The 14,340-nt window shown below is 67.6% G+C and carries 14 protein-coding genes and 1 pseudogene; 7 read left to right on the top strand and 8 right to left on the bottom strand.

The genetic code is table 11. The features are described from left to right. Window positions 1–33 precede the first annotated feature (33 nt). The gene (mmsB, locus tag ABL838_RS18690) at window positions 34–930 is read left to right on the top strand and encodes a 3-hydroxyisobutyrate dehydrogenase (RefSeq protein WP_126021966.1); all 897 of its coding nucleotides are present in this window, start codon (window positions 34–36) and stop codon (window positions 928–930) included. Between the two features lie 19 nt (window positions 931–949). Here mmsB and ABL838_RS18685 read toward each other — a convergent pair whose 3' ends face one another. Together ABL838_RS18685 and ABL838_RS18680 are read right to left on the bottom strand one after the other, a co-directional pair. After that, entirely contained in the window at window positions 950–1,114 is a 165-nt protein-coding gene (locus ABL838_RS18685; protein WP_184636983.1) for a hypothetical protein, read from the bottom strand. Next, window positions 1,111–2,409 carry an MFS transporter gene (locus ABL838_RS18680; protein ID WP_418121442.1) on the bottom strand — a complete coding sequence of 433 codons (1,299 nt, stop codon included), beginning with the start codon at window positions 2,407–2,409 and terminating at the stop codon, window positions 1,111–1,113. Before ABL838_RS18680 ends, ABL838_RS18685 begins: the two co-directional genes overlap by 4 nt. Window positions 2,410–2,537: 128 nt before the next feature. On the opposite strand from ABL838_RS18680, the gene gcvA reads away from it, so the two are divergent. Continuing rightward, the gene (gcvA, locus tag ABL838_RS18675) at window positions 2,538–3,527 is read left to right on the top strand and encodes a transcriptional regulator GcvA (protein ID WP_418121441.1); all 990 of its coding nucleotides are present in this window, start codon (window positions 2,538–2,540) and stop codon (window positions 3,525–3,527) included. On the opposite strand, the gene ABL838_RS18670 is transcribed toward gcvA, so the two are convergent. Then, window positions 3,428–3,868 carry a hypothetical protein gene (locus ABL838_RS18670; RefSeq protein ID WP_418121440.1) on the bottom strand — a complete coding sequence of 147 codons (441 nt, stop codon included), beginning with the start codon at window positions 3,866–3,868 and terminating at the stop codon, window positions 3,428–3,430. The two genes, gcvA and ABL838_RS18670, sit on opposite strands and share 100 nt — an antisense overlap. Before the next feature lie 53 nt (window positions 3,869–3,921). Then, a complete protein-coding gene (locus ABL838_RS18665) occupies window positions 3,922–4,848 on the bottom strand; it encodes a LysR family transcriptional regulator (RefSeq protein WP_184636991.1) in 927 nt (308 codons plus the stop codon). A gap of 113 nt (window positions 4,849–4,961) precedes the next feature. Between ABL838_RS18665 and metE the strand changes: the two are divergent. From metE to ABL838_RS18645, 4 genes and pseudogenes are all read left to right on the top strand, one after another. Further along, a pseudogene (gene metE, locus ABL838_RS18660) lies at window positions 4,962–7,304 on the top strand (5-methyltetrahydropteroyltriglutamate--homocysteine S-methyltransferase); the annotation flags it as partial. Window positions 7,305–7,384: 80 nt separating this feature from the next. Next, the gene (locus ABL838_RS18655; RefSeq protein ID WP_418121439.1) at window positions 7,385–8,239 is read left to right on the top strand and encodes a hypothetical protein; all 855 of its coding nucleotides are present in this window, start codon (window positions 7,385–7,387) and stop codon (window positions 8,237–8,239) included. Between the two features lie 100 nt (window positions 8,240–8,339). Further along, window positions 8,340–9,308 carry a Bug family tripartite tricarboxylate transporter substrate binding protein gene (locus tag ABL838_RS18650; RefSeq protein WP_418121438.1) on the top strand — a complete coding sequence of 323 codons (969 nt, stop codon included), beginning with the start codon at window positions 8,340–8,342 and terminating at the stop codon, window positions 9,306–9,308. A 328-nt stretch (window positions 9,309–9,636) separates the two neighbouring features. Then, window positions 9,637–9,990, top strand: coding sequence for an alpha/beta hydrolase (locus ABL838_RS18645; RefSeq protein WP_184636997.1), 354 nt, complete (start codon window positions 9,637–9,639; stop codon window positions 9,988–9,990). A gap of 84 nt (window positions 9,991–10,074) precedes the next feature. Here ABL838_RS18645 and ABL838_RS18640 read toward each other — a convergent pair whose 3' ends face one another. Then, window positions 10,075–10,662, bottom strand: coding sequence for a DNA-3-methyladenine glycosylase I (locus ABL838_RS18640; RefSeq protein WP_418116857.1), 588 nt, complete (start codon window positions 10,660–10,662; stop codon window positions 10,075–10,077). Window positions 10,663–10,726: 64 nt separating this feature from the next. On the opposite strand from ABL838_RS18640, the gene ABL838_RS18635 reads away from it, so the two are divergent. After that, window positions 10,727–12,463, top strand: coding sequence for a dipeptidase (locus ABL838_RS18635; RefSeq protein ID WP_418121437.1), 1,737 nt, complete (start codon window positions 10,727–10,729; stop codon window positions 12,461–12,463). Here ABL838_RS18635 and ABL838_RS18630 read toward each other — a convergent pair. From ABL838_RS18630 to ABL838_RS18620, 3 genes are all read right to left on the bottom strand, one after another. Beyond that, window positions 12,417–12,926 carry a MerR family DNA-binding protein gene (locus ABL838_RS18630; protein WP_418121436.1) on the bottom strand — a complete coding sequence of 170 codons (510 nt, stop codon included), beginning with the start codon at window positions 12,924–12,926 and terminating at the stop codon, window positions 12,417–12,419. The two genes, ABL838_RS18635 and ABL838_RS18630, sit on opposite strands and share 47 nt — an antisense overlap. 116 nt (window positions 12,927–13,042) lie before the next feature. Beyond that, window positions 13,043–13,360 (bottom strand): chaperone modulator CbpM, encoded by a 318-nt coding sequence (locus ABL838_RS18625; RefSeq protein WP_126021976.1) that lies wholly within the window; start codon window positions 13,358–13,360, stop codon window positions 13,043–13,045. Between the two features lie 2 nt (window positions 13,361–13,362). Then, the gene (locus ABL838_RS18620; protein ID WP_418121435.1) at window positions 13,363–14,325 is read right to left on the bottom strand and encodes a DnaJ C-terminal domain-containing protein; all 963 of its coding nucleotides are present in this window, start codon (window positions 14,323–14,325) and stop codon (window positions 13,363–13,365) included. Between the last annotated feature and the right edge of the window lie 15 nt (window positions 14,326–14,340).

Below are 14,340 nucleotides of genomic sequence, written 5' to 3'. Positions count from 1 at the left end.
GAACCCGTATTCAAACAACCTGGAGACAAAGCAATGAAGATCGCTTTCATCGGCCTGGGCAACATGGGCGGCCCGATGGCCATGAACCTGCACAAGGCCGGTCACGCGCTCGCCGCCTTCGACCTCTCGAAGGAGGCCTGCGCGAAGTTCGGCGCGGATGGCCTGCCCATCGCCAAGTCGGCCACCGAGGCGGTGGCCGATGCCGAGGTCGTCATCAGCATGCTGCCGGCCAGCGCGCACGTCGAGGGCCTGTTCCTGGGCGGTGCCGGCAAGCCAGGCCTGCTCGAGAGCATCCGCGCCGGTTCGCTGGTGATCGACAGCAGCACCATCGCGGCGGCCACCTCGCGCAAGGTCGCCGAAGCGGCTGCCGCCAAGGGCATCGCGATGATCGATGCGCCGGTGTCCGGTGGCACGGGCGGCGCCATCGCAGGCACGCTGACCTTCATGGTCGGCGGCGAGACGCAGGATCTGGAGCGTGCGCGCCCCGTGCTCGAAAAGATGGGCGCGAACATCTTCCACGCCGGCGCGGCCGGAGCGGGGCAGACCGCGAAGATCTGCAACAACATGCTGTTGGGCATTCTGATGATCGGCACTTCCGAAGCGCTGGCGTTGGGCGTGGCCAACGGGCTCGATCCGAAGGTGCTGTCGGAAATCATGCGCCGCAGCTCGGGCGGCAACTGGGCGCTGGAGAAGTACAACCCGATGCCCGGCGTGATGGAGACCGCCCCTGCCTCGAAGAACTATGCCGGTGGCTTCGGCACCGACCTGATGCTCAAGGACCTGGGGCTGGCTCAGGAGAACGCCACTGCCGTGCGTGCGGCCACACCGCTGGGCGGGCTTGCACGCAGCCTGTATGCGGCCCACAGCCTCGCCGGCCACGGCGCGCTCGATTTCTCCAGCGTGCTGAAGCTGGTGCAGAAGGCTTCCTGAGCCTCCTGCACTTGCCGGTTCAGCTGAAGTGGGACTGAAGCAGCCACAGCAGGCCGAGCACGACAGCGAACAGCACCGCGAACATAACCCAGGCGCGCATGAACGCCTGGGTCTCGGTGAGCTCGGGCTGCGCGTCCGCGGCGGGAGGCGGGCTGACGGTAACGTCGGGTTGCGGTTGTGTCATTTCCCCACTGTACAGCGCAGTTCGCCGGCCGTGGCCGGCTTTGCACGGGCATCCATCCGCGACATCGTCCACATGATGGCGGCCGCCACCAGGTTGGCTCCCACGCTGAACAAGATCGGCAGCAGGTAGCTGCGGCTGATGTCGAAGGCATAGCCCGCGGCGGCCGGACCGACCAGCGTGCCGAAGGCCACGCTGGTGTAGAGCACGCCGATGATCGCGCTGATGTTGCGTCCGCCGAAGTAGTCCATCACCAGCGCCGGCAGCAGCGCGACGAAGCCGCCGTAGAACGCGCCGTAGAAGAAGGCGAACACCGCCAGCCCCCGGAAGCCGTCCGATGAGGCCCACACCAGCAGCGAAAGCGCCATGCCGGTGGACATCAGCAGCATGGTCTGCGCGCGCCCCATGCGGTCGGCAAGCCCGCCCAGGAAAAAGCGCCCGGCCGTGCTGCCCACGCCGATGGCCCCCAGCAGCAGCACCGCCGACGCGTTCGGCACCCCGTGGTCCAGCGCATAGGGCACCAGGTGCACGAAGGGCACGAAGAGGCCGAACGAGCTGATGAGGCAGGCTACGTACAGGCCGGCGAAGCGCCGCGAGCGCACGGCGTCGCGCACCGTGAAGCCCTCGGGCCGGGCTGTTTGGGCCTGAAGCTGGGGAGCATCGCCATCCGGCGCCAGGCCACGGTCGCGCGGGTCGTTCTCGATCAGCAGCGCCATGCCCACGCCCACCACCACCGCCAGCACACCCAGCGCCAGGTAGGCGTTGCGCCAGCCCAGCGTCTCGATGAATAGCGATGCCAGCGGCGGCATCACCAGCGTGCCCACGCCGATGCCGCTCACCGCCAGCCCCGAAGCGAAACCGCGCCGCCGGACGAACCAGCGCTGCACCGCGCCCAGCACCGGCACGTACGAAGCGCCGACGCCCAGGCCCACGCCGAGCCCATAGGCGAGATAGATCTGCGTCAGGCTCCGTGCCTGCCCTGCGAGCGCAAGCCCCAGCCCCACCAGCACCATGCCCGCCGCGGCCAGCCGCCGCGAACCCCAGCGGTCGGCCAGCGGCCCGCTGAGCACGCCGAGGCCGAAGTAGAGAAAGCCCGCCAGCGAGAACACCAGCGACACCGACCCGCGCGAGGCGCCGAAGTCCTTCTGCAGCGATTCGAGAAAGGCGCTGAAGGTGTAGGCGCAGCCGAAGCCCACGAAGGTCACGGCAAATGCGCCCGCGACCACCAGCCAGCCGCGGAAGAGGCCCGCGCCTTGCTGCGATGCGGAAGAAGGCTGGCTCGGATGTGTGGTCTTCATGCGGTGTACGGATCAAAATATCTAAGCTCGCGAGACTTGTTCTGGCCGCGCGGATGCTGATACTCCTCCTTTGCTGTCTGCGGCACAAACCAGAATTTCTGCCTTTTTCGAATCAGTCTGGCTAAACGATGGAACATCAGCTCCCGCCACTCAACGCACTGCGCGCCTTCGAGGCCACCGCGCGCCATCTGTCGGTGAAGAACGCGGCCGACGAGCTCTGCGTGACGCCGGGCGCCGTGAGCCAGCTCGTCAAGGCGCTGGAGCTGCACCTGGGCGTGCAGCTGTTCCGCCGCGTCAACCGGGGCATCTTCCTCACCGACGCGGGCCAGGCCTACCTGCCGCCGGTGCGCAGCGCTTTCAGGCAGATCAGCGATGCGACGCAGAGGCTGGCCGTGCCCACCGAAAGCGGCCTGCTCACCGTGAGCACCACGCCGTTCTTCGCCTCGGCCTGGCTGGTGCCAAGGCTCAAGTCATTCCAGAAGGCACATCCCGACATCGACCTGCAGGTGCAGGCGAGCAACGCGCTGGCCGATTTCTCGCGCGACGGCGTGGATGTCGCCATTCGCCACGGCACGGGACAGTACCCGGGGCTCGTCAGCCAATGCGTGCTGACCGTCGAGGTTGTTCCCGTTGCTGCGCCTTCGCTGGTGGCCGAACTGGGCAAGCCCGCGAAGCCGGCCGATCTGCTGCGCTGGCCGCGCGTGAACGACGCGCAGCGCAAGGGCTGGCGCCTGTGGTTCGCGGCGCAGGGCGTGGCCGATACGGGCCCGGTGCGCGGACCGTCCTTCGACGATGCCGGCCTTTTGCTGAGGGCTGTGCAGACCGGGCAGGGCGTCGCCTTGCTGCCGGCTGCGCTGGTGGCGAGCGACGTGGCCGAGGGCAGGCTGGTGCGTCTCTTCAAGGCCGCGCTGCTCGACGGCTTTGCCTACCACCTCGTGTATCCGCCGGCCAGCCACGAACGGCCGAAGGTGGCGGCCCTCCGTTCATGGCTCGCCGAGGCGATGGGCGACTGCGGCGCTCAGACCGCTGCGAGAAAGACCCCGGCGTCGCCGCCCTCGCACTTCCAGTCGGCGAAGACGCCGACGAGGCTGCAGCTGGTGCAGCGGCAGCCGAGGTAGTACCAGCGCACGTCGTTGCTCTCGGCGTAGAGCGCAACGCCCGACAGCAGCTCGAAGCTTTCCTCGCCGCAGACGCATTCGTGGCCTCCGAACTCGGCCTCGTCCGCGTATTCAGCGCTGTCGCCCATCAGGTGCACATTGCCGCAGGCCGTGCAGGTGCGGCGGGCCGCACCGGTCTCCTCGTCGCTTTCCAGACCGAACACGCGATGGCCGCAGATGCATGCCGATGCGGCGAAGCGGGTGGCAGGGTACTTGTTGGCCTTGCTGTAGCGCTGGATCTCGGCTTGCGTGTCTTCGGGGCCGTCGCCGTACCAGTAGCGGCCTTTCTTCTTCAGAGCCATGCGGTCTTCCTTTTTCCTCTGTTCGGTGTACGGCAGATTCTGGCGCGCGCCAGCTACAGCAGCTCGATGCCCGGCAGGCTCTTGAAGCAGCTCTCGCGCGTGATGCGCACGAAGTCGGCGAGCCAGGGCTGTGCCGAGGTGCCCTGTGTGCACGCCATGTAGAGCCGGCCGGTCAGCCCCTTGCTGCCCACGCGGCGCGCGGTGACATAGCCGCGGTCCAGGTAGTTCTGCACCGCCCACAGCGGCAGCGTCGCCACGCCACGCCCGCTGGCCACCAGCTGCAGCATCGCGACCGTGAGTTCGGTGGTGCGCCGGTGCACGGGCTCCACACCGGCGGGGCCGAGCACCTGCCGCACGATGTCGAGCATTTCGTCGGGCACGGGGTAGGTGATGAGCGTCTGGTCGGCGAAGTGCCGCGCCGTGAGGTAGGCCTTGGCAACGAGCGGGTGTTCGTTGGCCAGCAGTGCCACGATCTCGAAGCGGAACAGCGCGTGGTAGTCCACGGTTTCGCCGGGGTCCTGCTCGGACACGATGGCCACCTCGGCGCGGTTCTGCATCACCAGCGCGATCGGGTCGGGGTGGAAGCCCGAGACGATGTCGAGTTCGATCTCGGGCCAGCGCTGGCGAAAGGCGTCCATGGCTGGCATGAGCCAGTCGAAGCAGGTGTGGCACTCGACCACGATGCGCAGCTGGCCGCTGCGCCCGAGCGCAAGCCGGGCCACGTCGCGCTCGGCTTCCTCGATGAGCGGCAGCGCGGTGTCGGCCAGCTGAAGCAGCCGCAGGCCGGTGGTGCTGAACTGCGGCGGCACCGACTTGCGCTCGAACAGCTGCGCGCCGTAGCGGTCTTCCAGCAGCTTGATCTGGTGCGACAGCGCCGATTGCGTGAGGTTGAGCAGCTGCGCGGCGCGCACGAGGCTGCCGGTGTCGCGCAGCGCGATGAGCGTGCGCAGGTGGCGTATTTCAAGGATCGATTGCTGCATGGCGGGCTGCATGAAAAATATTCAATCGAATGGGCAAAAGGTTTCGTTTGAATCATATGCCGCAAACGCCGACCATCCCGGATTCCCAAGATCAGCGACCGGATTACCTTCAAATGACCACCCGTACCCACACCCTCGGCTTTCCGCGCATGGGCGCGCACCGGGAACTCAAGTTCGCCCTCGAGAAGCACTGGCGCGGCGAGATCGACCGTTCCGCGCTCGAAGCGGTCGGCGAGCAACTGCGCGCCCGCCACTGGCAGGCCCAGCGCGATGCGGGGCTCGACTTCGTGACGGTGGGCGATTTCGCTTACTACGACCATGTGGCCAACCACATCCAGTTGCTCGGCTGCGAGCCGGCGCGCTTCGGCTTCCATGGCGACGAGCCCGAACTTTCGCGCTACTTCAAGATGGCGCGCGGCGTGGAGAGCGAAACGGCCCACGCGCACGGCGAAGGCTGCGCGCACGGCGGCGAAGGCACCTTCGCGCTGGAGATGACCAAGTGGTTCGACACCAACTACCACTACCTCGTGCCCGAGTTCGATGCGCGCACCCAGTTCAGGTTGGCCTCGACGCGCCTCTTCGACGAGGTGGCGCAGGCGCAGCAGGCCGGCCATGCGGTCAAGGCCGTGCTGCTGGGGCCGCTGAGCTTCCTGTACCTCGGCAAGGAGAAGGCGGCCGGCTTCGACCGCTTCTCGCTGCTCGATGCGCTGCTGCCGGTGTACGAGCAGGTGCTCACGCGGCTGAAGCAGCAGGGCGTGGAGTGGGTACAGATCGACGAGCCCATCCTCGGCCTCGACCTGCCCGATGCATGGCGCAACGCCTTCGAGCGCGCCTACTGGCAACTCGCCCGCAGCGCGCCGAAGCTACTGCTGGCCACGTATTTCTCGCCGCTGTCGGACAACCTGCGCCTGGCCTGTCAGCTGCCGGTGGCCGGCCTGCACGTCGACGCGGTGCGCTCCCCGCAGGAACTCACGGGCGTGGCCGACTGGCTGCCGGCGCACAAGGTGCTGTCGGTCGGCGTGGTCGACGGCCGCAACATCTGGCGCACCGACGTCGATGCGGCGCTTGCCAGGCTCAGGCCGGTGGCGGAGAAGCACCAGGGCGAGCTGTGGATCGCGCCTTCGTGCTCGCTGCTGCATGTGCCCTTCAGCCTTGCGGCGGAAACGAAGCTCGATGCGGAACTGAAATCGTGGCTCGCCTTCGCCGTCGAGAAGCTCGACGAGCTGCGCGTGCTGCGTGCGGCCGTCGACGGCGACGAGGCCTCGGTCGCGTCCGAACTCGCGGCGGCCCGCGCCGCGGTGGAAGCTCGCCGCACCAGCCCACGCGTGCATCGTGCAGATGTGGCCCTGCGCCTCGCGCGCAGCGTGGCGGGCGACGACAACCGCGTCTCGTCGTTCGGAATGCGCCAGCTGGTGCAGCGCACGCGCTTCGGGCTGCCCGCGCTGCCGACCACCACCATCGGCTCCTTCCCGCAAACCGCCGACATCCGCGCCGCCCGCGCCGCTTTCAAACGCGGCGAGCTCGATGCGCCGGGCTACCGCGAGAAGATGCGCGCCGAGATCGCACTGGCCGTGCGCAAGCAGGAGGAGCTGGGCATCGACGTGCTGGTGCATGGCGAGGCCGAGCGCAACGACATGGTCGAGTACTTCGGCGAGCAGCTCGACGGCTTCGCTTTCACCGCCAACGGCTGGGTGCAGTCGTACGGCTCGCGCTGCGTCAAGCCGCCGGTGATCTTCGGCGACGTGGCGCGCCCCGCGCCTATGACGGTCGAATGGACCGCCTACGCGCAAAGCCTCACGAAGCTGCCGATGAAGGGCATGCTGACCGGCCCCGTCACCATCCTGCAGTGGTCCTTCGTGCGCGACGACCAGCCGCGCGCCACCACTTGCGAGCAGATCGCCTGGGCGATCCGTGACGAGGTGGTCGATCTGGAGAGTGCGGGCATCGGCATCATCCAGATCGACGAGCCGGCCATTCGCGAAGGCCTGCCGCTGCGCCGCGCCGGCTGGCCGGCTTATCTGAAGTCGGCCACGCGCGCCTTCCGCATCAGCGCCTCGGGCGTGCGCGACGAGACGCAGATCCACACGCACATGTGCTATTCGGAGTTCAACGACATCCTGCCGGAGATCGCGGCCATGGACGCCGACGTGATCACCATCGAGACGAGCCGCTCAGACATGGAGTTGCTGCGCGGCTTCGGGGGCGAGCACAACGCGGGCGGTTTCCGCTACCCCAACGAGATCGGCCCGGGCGTTTACGACATCCACTCGCCGCGCGTGCCTTCGGTCGAAGAAATCGTGCGGCTGATGCGCAAGGCGGCCGACGTGGTGCCGCCCGCCAACCTGTGGATCAACCCCGACTGCGGCCTCAAGACTCGCGGCTGGCCCGAGACGGAGGCGGCGCTTTCGAACATGGTGGCGGCTGCGAAGCAACTGCGCAGGGAGCTGGCGCAGGCCTGAAGCACGGAAGAGACCGGGGCGGACGGGGGCGGACCGGGGCAGCGGGAGGGAAACGCCGGCGTGCCAATAATGGCGCCATGCTTTCCCTGAACCGTCTCTTCCTCTTTCGTTTCTCCCTGTTGCTTCTCTTGCTCCCGACCCCCTTGATGGGCTGGGCGCAGAGCCGTGCGGAAGCGCTGCTGCAGTTCGAAGGCGTGCAGCAGCGCTACCAGGCCTCCTACGGGCCTGGCGCCGTCTCGCGTGGTGCGAGAGAGCTGCTGGACCCCGACGACCAGGCCATCGCCGACAAGGCACTCAAGGCGCTGGACACGGCGGCGACGCGCGCCTTCGACACGAAGGCCTCGGTGTCTGCCATCCAGCAGGAAGTTGCATCGGCCGGTAACGGTGGTGCGGCACCCAACCCGCAATTGCTCGCCGCCGTGTCGCGCTTCGTGAAGCTGCGTACCGACTACGCGGCGATGAGCGATGCCGGCAAGGCGGAGTTCTTCAACCGCGAGCGCGCCAAGCCCGTGGACCCCGCGCGCGCGGAACTGCTGGAGCGCATGGCTGTGGCCGAGGTGCGCGAGATCGACTTCTCCAGCCAGTTGCTGATGAGCGCCGTCGTCAAGCAACTCGCGCGCGGCAATGGCGGCCAGTTCAGCTCGCTGCCCGACCGCACGCTCGACATGGCCCTCGACACGCTCTGGTCGCGCGGCGTGACCTCGACGCGCCCGCGCAACCTGATGCTAGTGGCGCGCGAATTCGAGAGGCAGGTGACGCAGGCGCTGCTCGCCGCGCTGCCCGATACCGACGTGGCCGCGCTGCTCGCATGGCGCAACGATCCGCAGGCCGCCGCCGAGCGCGAGGCACTGGTGGGCACCTATCGCGCCGAGGTCAAGGGCAGCGGCGGCGTGGCGTTGCGCACGCTGATCCGCGCCTGGCCGCGTTCCTGACCGGCAGGCCTCTGGGAGAAATACCGAGGTCAAAGCCGACCCAGGAGCGTGCAATGGGCGCTGTACCTGACAACGACTCACAACACGCAGGAGACTTCCCATGCTTTCCAACCGCATCGCATCGCTCGCCGCCGGGCTGGCAGTGTCCGTCCTCGCCCAAGGCGCCGCCGCGCAGGCCTGGCCAACCAAGCCGATCAGGCTGGTCGTTCCCTTTTCCGCAGGCGGCGCCAACGACCTGATGGCGCGCGCGGCAGCCGAAGGCGCGTCGAAGCAGCTGGGGCAACCGGTGATCGTCGACAACAAGCCCGGCGCGGGCGCGGTCCTCGGCGCCGACGTGGTCGCCAAGAGCGCGCCTGACGGCTACACCTTCCTGGTGAGCGCGGCCGGCGTGGTGTCGAACAGCATGATCAAGAAGAACATGCCGTACAAGGACGAGGCGCTGGTGCCGGTGGCCATGATCGGGCTGGCGCCTTCGGTGGTGGTGGTGCCGGCCGATGCGCCGTACAAGGACCTGAAGGAATTCGTCGCCGCGTCGAAGAAGTCGGGCAACGGCTTCCACTGGGCCACCGCCGGCACGGGCAGCACGCCGCATTTCGTCGAGGGCATCCTGCAGACGAAATACGGCGGCAAGCTCGACGTGGTGCCCTACAAGAGCGGCTCGGAGTCAATCACCGCGGTGCTCGGCAGCCAGGTCGAGGCGACTTCCGAGGCCAGCATCGTGGTGCTGCCCTACGTGAAGAGCGGCAAGCTCAAGGCGCTGGCGGGCACGTGGACGCAACGCATCTCGGCCTACCCTGAGCTGCCGACTGCGGCGGAGGAGGGCTTCCCCGAGATCCGCATCGCGCACTGGGCCGGCGTGCACGCGCCGCGCGGCACGCCCGACGCGATCATGGACAAGATGGCCGCGGCAGTCGACGCCGCAATGAAGTCGCCCGAGATCGCGAAGCGCCTGAAGGACATGGGCATCGAGCCCGTCGGTGGCACCCGCGCGAGCTTTGCCAAGTTCGTCGACGAGGAGCGTGCGCGGCTCGGCAGCGTGGTCAAGGCGACCGGCATGAAGGAGGACTGAGCGGGCGAAGCGCTCCGGAACAGGCGCACCGGTTGGCATGCAACCTGCAAGAGCTTGTTGAAAGGCGCGGTGAGGGGCGAAGCTGCCTTAGCACCTTTTGCTGAAAGGCCGAGCCAGGCTGCCAGGTTCCGCTTGACGGTCTAGAGACAAAGTATGCAAACTGCCCACGTTCTCGACGGCGCAAAGAGCACTTGGATTAGCGTTGTCAGAAAGTTCCTGGCTATTGTTTCAATTTCGTGAACACTGCGGTTCATTCTTCATAGGGTTTGCCCTGGTAATCCTGGTGCACACTTGCGGCACCGAAAAGCCCAATGAAGAAGGAACTGAAATGAAGACCTCGAACATCCTCGCCGCCGCCGCTCTGACCCTGCTCGCCGCCGCTGGCGCCCACGCAGAAACCTACGAAGGCGTCCAGCCCCTGACTTCTGGCTACAGCCGCGCCGATGTGGCGCCCCAGGCCGTGGCAGCCGCCCGTGCCGGCAACGCCTACAACGACAGCGAAGGCGCCGCTTCGACCGCAACGCCCGCTCTGACCGCTTCGGTGGACCGCGCCGCCGTCCGTAGCCAGGCCGTCGCCGCCGCACACGCTCCGGGCCAGAACCTGCGTCCCGAAACCTTCGCCGGCAGCGTGATCCCCGCGCAAGCCAAGGGCCTGACCTTCACGCGCCAAGCCGGCCTGTAATTCGAAAGCGGCGCAAGCCGCTTCATCGAATCACAAGTCACACATCAGGAGAAACCGGACCTGCGAAGGCAGCGTCCGGTTTTTTCATTGGGCCTTGCCGCGTCCGTGCTTCGTCCCGTGCCGGTGGCAATCGTGCGCATGGTCGTCCACGATGCCCGTGGCCTGCATCCACGCATAGACGATCACCGGCCCCACGAACTTGAAGCCGCGCTTCTTCAGCGCAGCCGAGATGTCTTCGGACAGCGGCGTCTTCACCGGCACGCTGCCCGTGCGGTTCACGACGGGCTTGCCGCCCGCCATGCCCCAGATGAATTCCGAGAAGTCCTCGCCCTTGGCCTGCATCGCGAGGTAGGCGCGCGCGTTGCCGATGGTGGCCTCGATCTTCGAGCGAGAGCGCACGATGCCCGGATCCTGCAGCAGCCGCTCGACGTCGGCCTCGGTGAATTTGACGATCTTCTCGGGGACGAAGCCTTTGAAGGCCTTGCGGAAGGCATCGCGCTTTCGCAGGATGGTGAGCCACGAGAGTCCGGCCTGGAAGCCGTCGAGCATGAGCTTTTCCCACAGCGCGCGGCTGTCTCGCTCGGGCACGCCCCATTCGGCGTCGTGATAGGCCATCAGCAGCGGGTCGGTCTGGGCCCAGGCGCAGCGGATCTTGTCGGTGCTGTTGCTCATTGTTCTTTCGATTCTTCGCTCGGCTATCGTCGCGGGATGTTTTCAGAATGAGGGGGAGACCCTGATGCAGCAATCTCGATTTTCATTGTCGGCGCTTTCGCTGGGCCTTGCGCTCGCGCTCGGCTCTCTGGCGCATGCGGAAACGATCAGGAAGCCCCAGCTTGATCAGCTCGCCGCCGCCTGGCAGGCTGGCAAGCCGCCCGCCGACTTCAACGCGTTCCTGGCGCAGGCCGAGACGACCAACCCGGAACTCAAGCCGGGAGGGGCCGCCTACCGCAAGAAGGCGCCGCTGGCCGGCGACGACCTCGTCAACATCGCGCGCCTGCTCGGCCTCTACAACCGCCTGAAGAACCAGCAGGCCGTGATCGCGAGCATCGGCACCATGGTGGCGATCCCGACGGTGCGCAACGTGCAGGTTCCGCCCCACGAAAGTGCGCCGATCATCGAGTTCGGCCAGCTCGTGCAGAAGATGGCGGGCGATTTCGGCCTGGCCTACCGCAACGTCGACAACCGCATCTTCGAAGTCAGCCTCAAGGGCACGGGCTCCGAAGAGTTCGGCATCCTCACGCACTCCGACGTGGTGCCGGCGGTGCTGTCCGAATGGGTGCTCGACGACGGCACGCGGCTCGATCCGTTCAAGATGACGCGCGTGGGCGACTTCCTCTACGGCCGGGGCACCATCGACGACAAGGGCTCCATCGCGGCGGTGCTCTATGCGATGAAGACGGTGAAGGAAAGCGGCCTGCCCATCGAGCGCAGCATCCGCCTGATGATCGAGACCACCGAGGAAACCGGCGGCGACGCGATGCAGTACTACCGCACCAAGACGCAGCTGCCGGCCTACAACATCGTGCTCGACAGCAAGTACCCGGCGGTGGTGGCCGAGAAGGGCTCGGGCGCGCTGAAGGTGTTTTTCCCGGCGGAAACTGCCGATGGCGCGTCGACGGCGATCACAGCCATGAGCGCCGCCGCATCGGCCAACGCGATCTCGCAGACGGCGACGGCCGTGCTCAAGGGCGGCGACCAGGCCGCTGCGCTCGCGAAGCTCGAGGCCGCGAAGCCGGCCTTCCTGCAGAAGTACGAAGGGCAGGGCGGCAAGTTCTCCATCGACATCGCGCGCGGCGCCGACGGCATCGAGCTGAAGGTGACGGGCGTTTCCGCCCATGGCTCGCGGCCCGAGGAGGGCGTGAACCCGCTGCCTCGTCTCGCGCTCTTCCTGCAGGAATCCGGCGTGCCGCTCGCGCCCAATCACTACCTGAAAGCCGTGAAGTACATCGACGCGCTCTACGGCACCGGCTACCTCGGCGAGAAGATGGGCCTGGGCTATGCCGACGACTTCATGGGGCCTCTGACCTTCTCGCCCAACCTCGTGCGCATGGGCAGCGATGGCAGGCTCGAAGTCACGGTCAATGCGCGCATGCCTCGCGGCCGTACGCCCGAAGAACTCAAGGTGCAAGTCACGCAGAAGATCGATGCGTGGGCCAACGCGAACAACGTGAAGCTCGAAGTCGCCTACGAGCAAGGCAACTGGATGGCGCGAGACCCGAAGGGCGCATGGCTGTCCACGCTGCTGAACATCTATGGCGACACCACCGGCCTCGAGGCCAGGCCCGTGCCCACGGCCGGCAGCACCACCGCGAAGCTGATGCCCAACGCCATCAACTTCGGCCCCGCGATGCCCGGCAAGAAGTACACGGCGCACAACGCCAAGGAGTACAAGGAGGTGCCCGACCTCGACGCCGACCTGCAGATGTTCACCGAGATGCTGGTGCGCATCGGCAATCTGAAGCAGATGCAGTAGCGCCAACCGGCTGGGAGGCGAAGCCCCTGAGCTCCAGCAGTTCGTCGAGGATGGGACAGGCGGGTTGATGATTGCCCAGGCACAGGCCGGCGAGGCGCTCCAGCACGCGCTTCGTGGCCTGCAGTTCCTCGATCTGCGATTCGAGTTCCTCGGTGCGCGTCAGCGCGATGAGTTTCACCTCGGCGCTCATGCGGTGCTCGTCCTGCCTGAGCGCGAGCAGCCTTGCGATGTCGCTCATGCCGAAGCCCAGCGCGTGCGCCCTGCGCACGAAGCGCAGCACGTCGACGTGCTCGCGGGTGAATCCGCGGCCGACGGTGCCCTGAATGAGGCCGCGGGCTTCGCACTGGCGCAGCAGCCGCTCGGAGACGCCGGCGCGGGCCATGGCCTCTTCCATTCCGAATCGGTGGCCGGACTGGGTCGTTGCCGGTGCCGGCTCGGGTGTGCCAAGGGTGCGAGGGTTCATGCGGGCTCCTTCCTGTTGAGAAGGCCCGCAGTCTTCGGCTTCGCATGGTGTCAAGGTCAAGGGGCGAGCCGCTTCCCCCTGAGGGTAGGAGGGGCGATGCGCTCGCCCTCGGGCTCCTATCGGAGGCCGTGCGCGTGCAGTGCTGCCTTGAGCCTCCGCACCTCGTGCTGCAGGTCGAGGATCAGCGCCGCTGCGTCGAGATTCACGCCGAAGTCGCGCTCCAGCCTGCGTGCCTCGAGCGCGCATTGCAGGTCGGTGCTCGAGAACTCCCAGCGCTCTGGCGGCGCCTCGGCGGTTTCGATGCGCAGGATGCCGACTTCGACCAGCTGCACGACCCAGGCGGTATCCGCGCCGACAGCGTGCGCCAGTTCGCTCGCGGCGAGCGGCTGCGAGGCGCTGATGGCGGTGGTGCTCGTGAGGGTGAAATTCACCATGCTCAGACTCCCAGATGCTGGCGTGGGTGGAAGGAAGAGGTGGCCTGCGCCAGCTGCTCGTAGGCCTTGCGGGCCTCGTCGCCGTCAGCGGGCGGCAGCGCGATGTCGAGCAGAAGGTACAGGTCGCCCGGCGTCTTGCCCGCGAGCCCGCGGCCCTTCAGGCGCAGCTTCAGGCCGCTGCGCGCGTTGCGCGGCACGCTCACCTCGACCACGCCGCCGGTCGGCGTCGGCACCTGCACCTGCGCGCCCAGCGCGGCCTCGGTGGGCGTGACGGGCAGCGTCATGTACAGGTCGCGCTCTTCCACGCGATAGAGCTTGTGCGGGGCGATGCGCACTTCGAGGTACAGGTCGCCCGGGGGCTCGCCGCCGTGTCCCGGCATGCCCTGGCCCGCAAGGCGGATGAACTGGCCCGGGTGCACGCCCGGCGGGATCTTCACGCTCAGCGTGCGGTTGCTCCACAGCGGGTGGCCCTGCGCGTCGATGGTCTGTGCGCGCAGCGTGATCTCGCGCTCGGCGCCGTTGAGCGCGTCTTCCAGCGTGATCTCGATGGCCGCATGGTGGTCTTCGCCGCGCGCGCGGAAGTTCTGCCGCGCGGCGCCGCGGCGCTCGGCCTCGCCGAAGAGCGACGAGAAGAAGTCGCTGAAGTCGGCATGGTCGGCCGGGCCCTGGCGCGGGCCGCGATGGAACTCGAAACCTTCGTCCCAGCCCGGCGGCGGACGGAAGTCGCCCTCGGGGCTGCCGCCGCGCGCGACGCGGTCGGCCAGCGCGTCATAGGCGGCGCGCTTCTCCTTGTCGCCCAGCACGTCCTTGGCCTCGTTGATGTCGCGCATGCGCTGCTCGGCATCGGCCTCGGTGCTGACGTCGGGGTGGTACTTGCGGGCGAGCTTGCGGTAGGCCTTGCGCACCTCGTCGTCGGACGCGGTACGGTCGATGCCCAGTGCGCTGTAGTAGTCCTTGAATTCCATGGTGCGTGGTGCTTC

Origin of the sequence: Variovorax sp. 160MFSha2.1, assembly GCF_048305075.1 — a bacterium.
GTDB lineage: Bacteria > Pseudomonadota > Gammaproteobacteria > Burkholderiales > Burkholderiaceae_C > Variovorax > Variovorax guangxiensis.
This window is presented reverse-complemented; position numbering and strand designations above follow the sequence as displayed.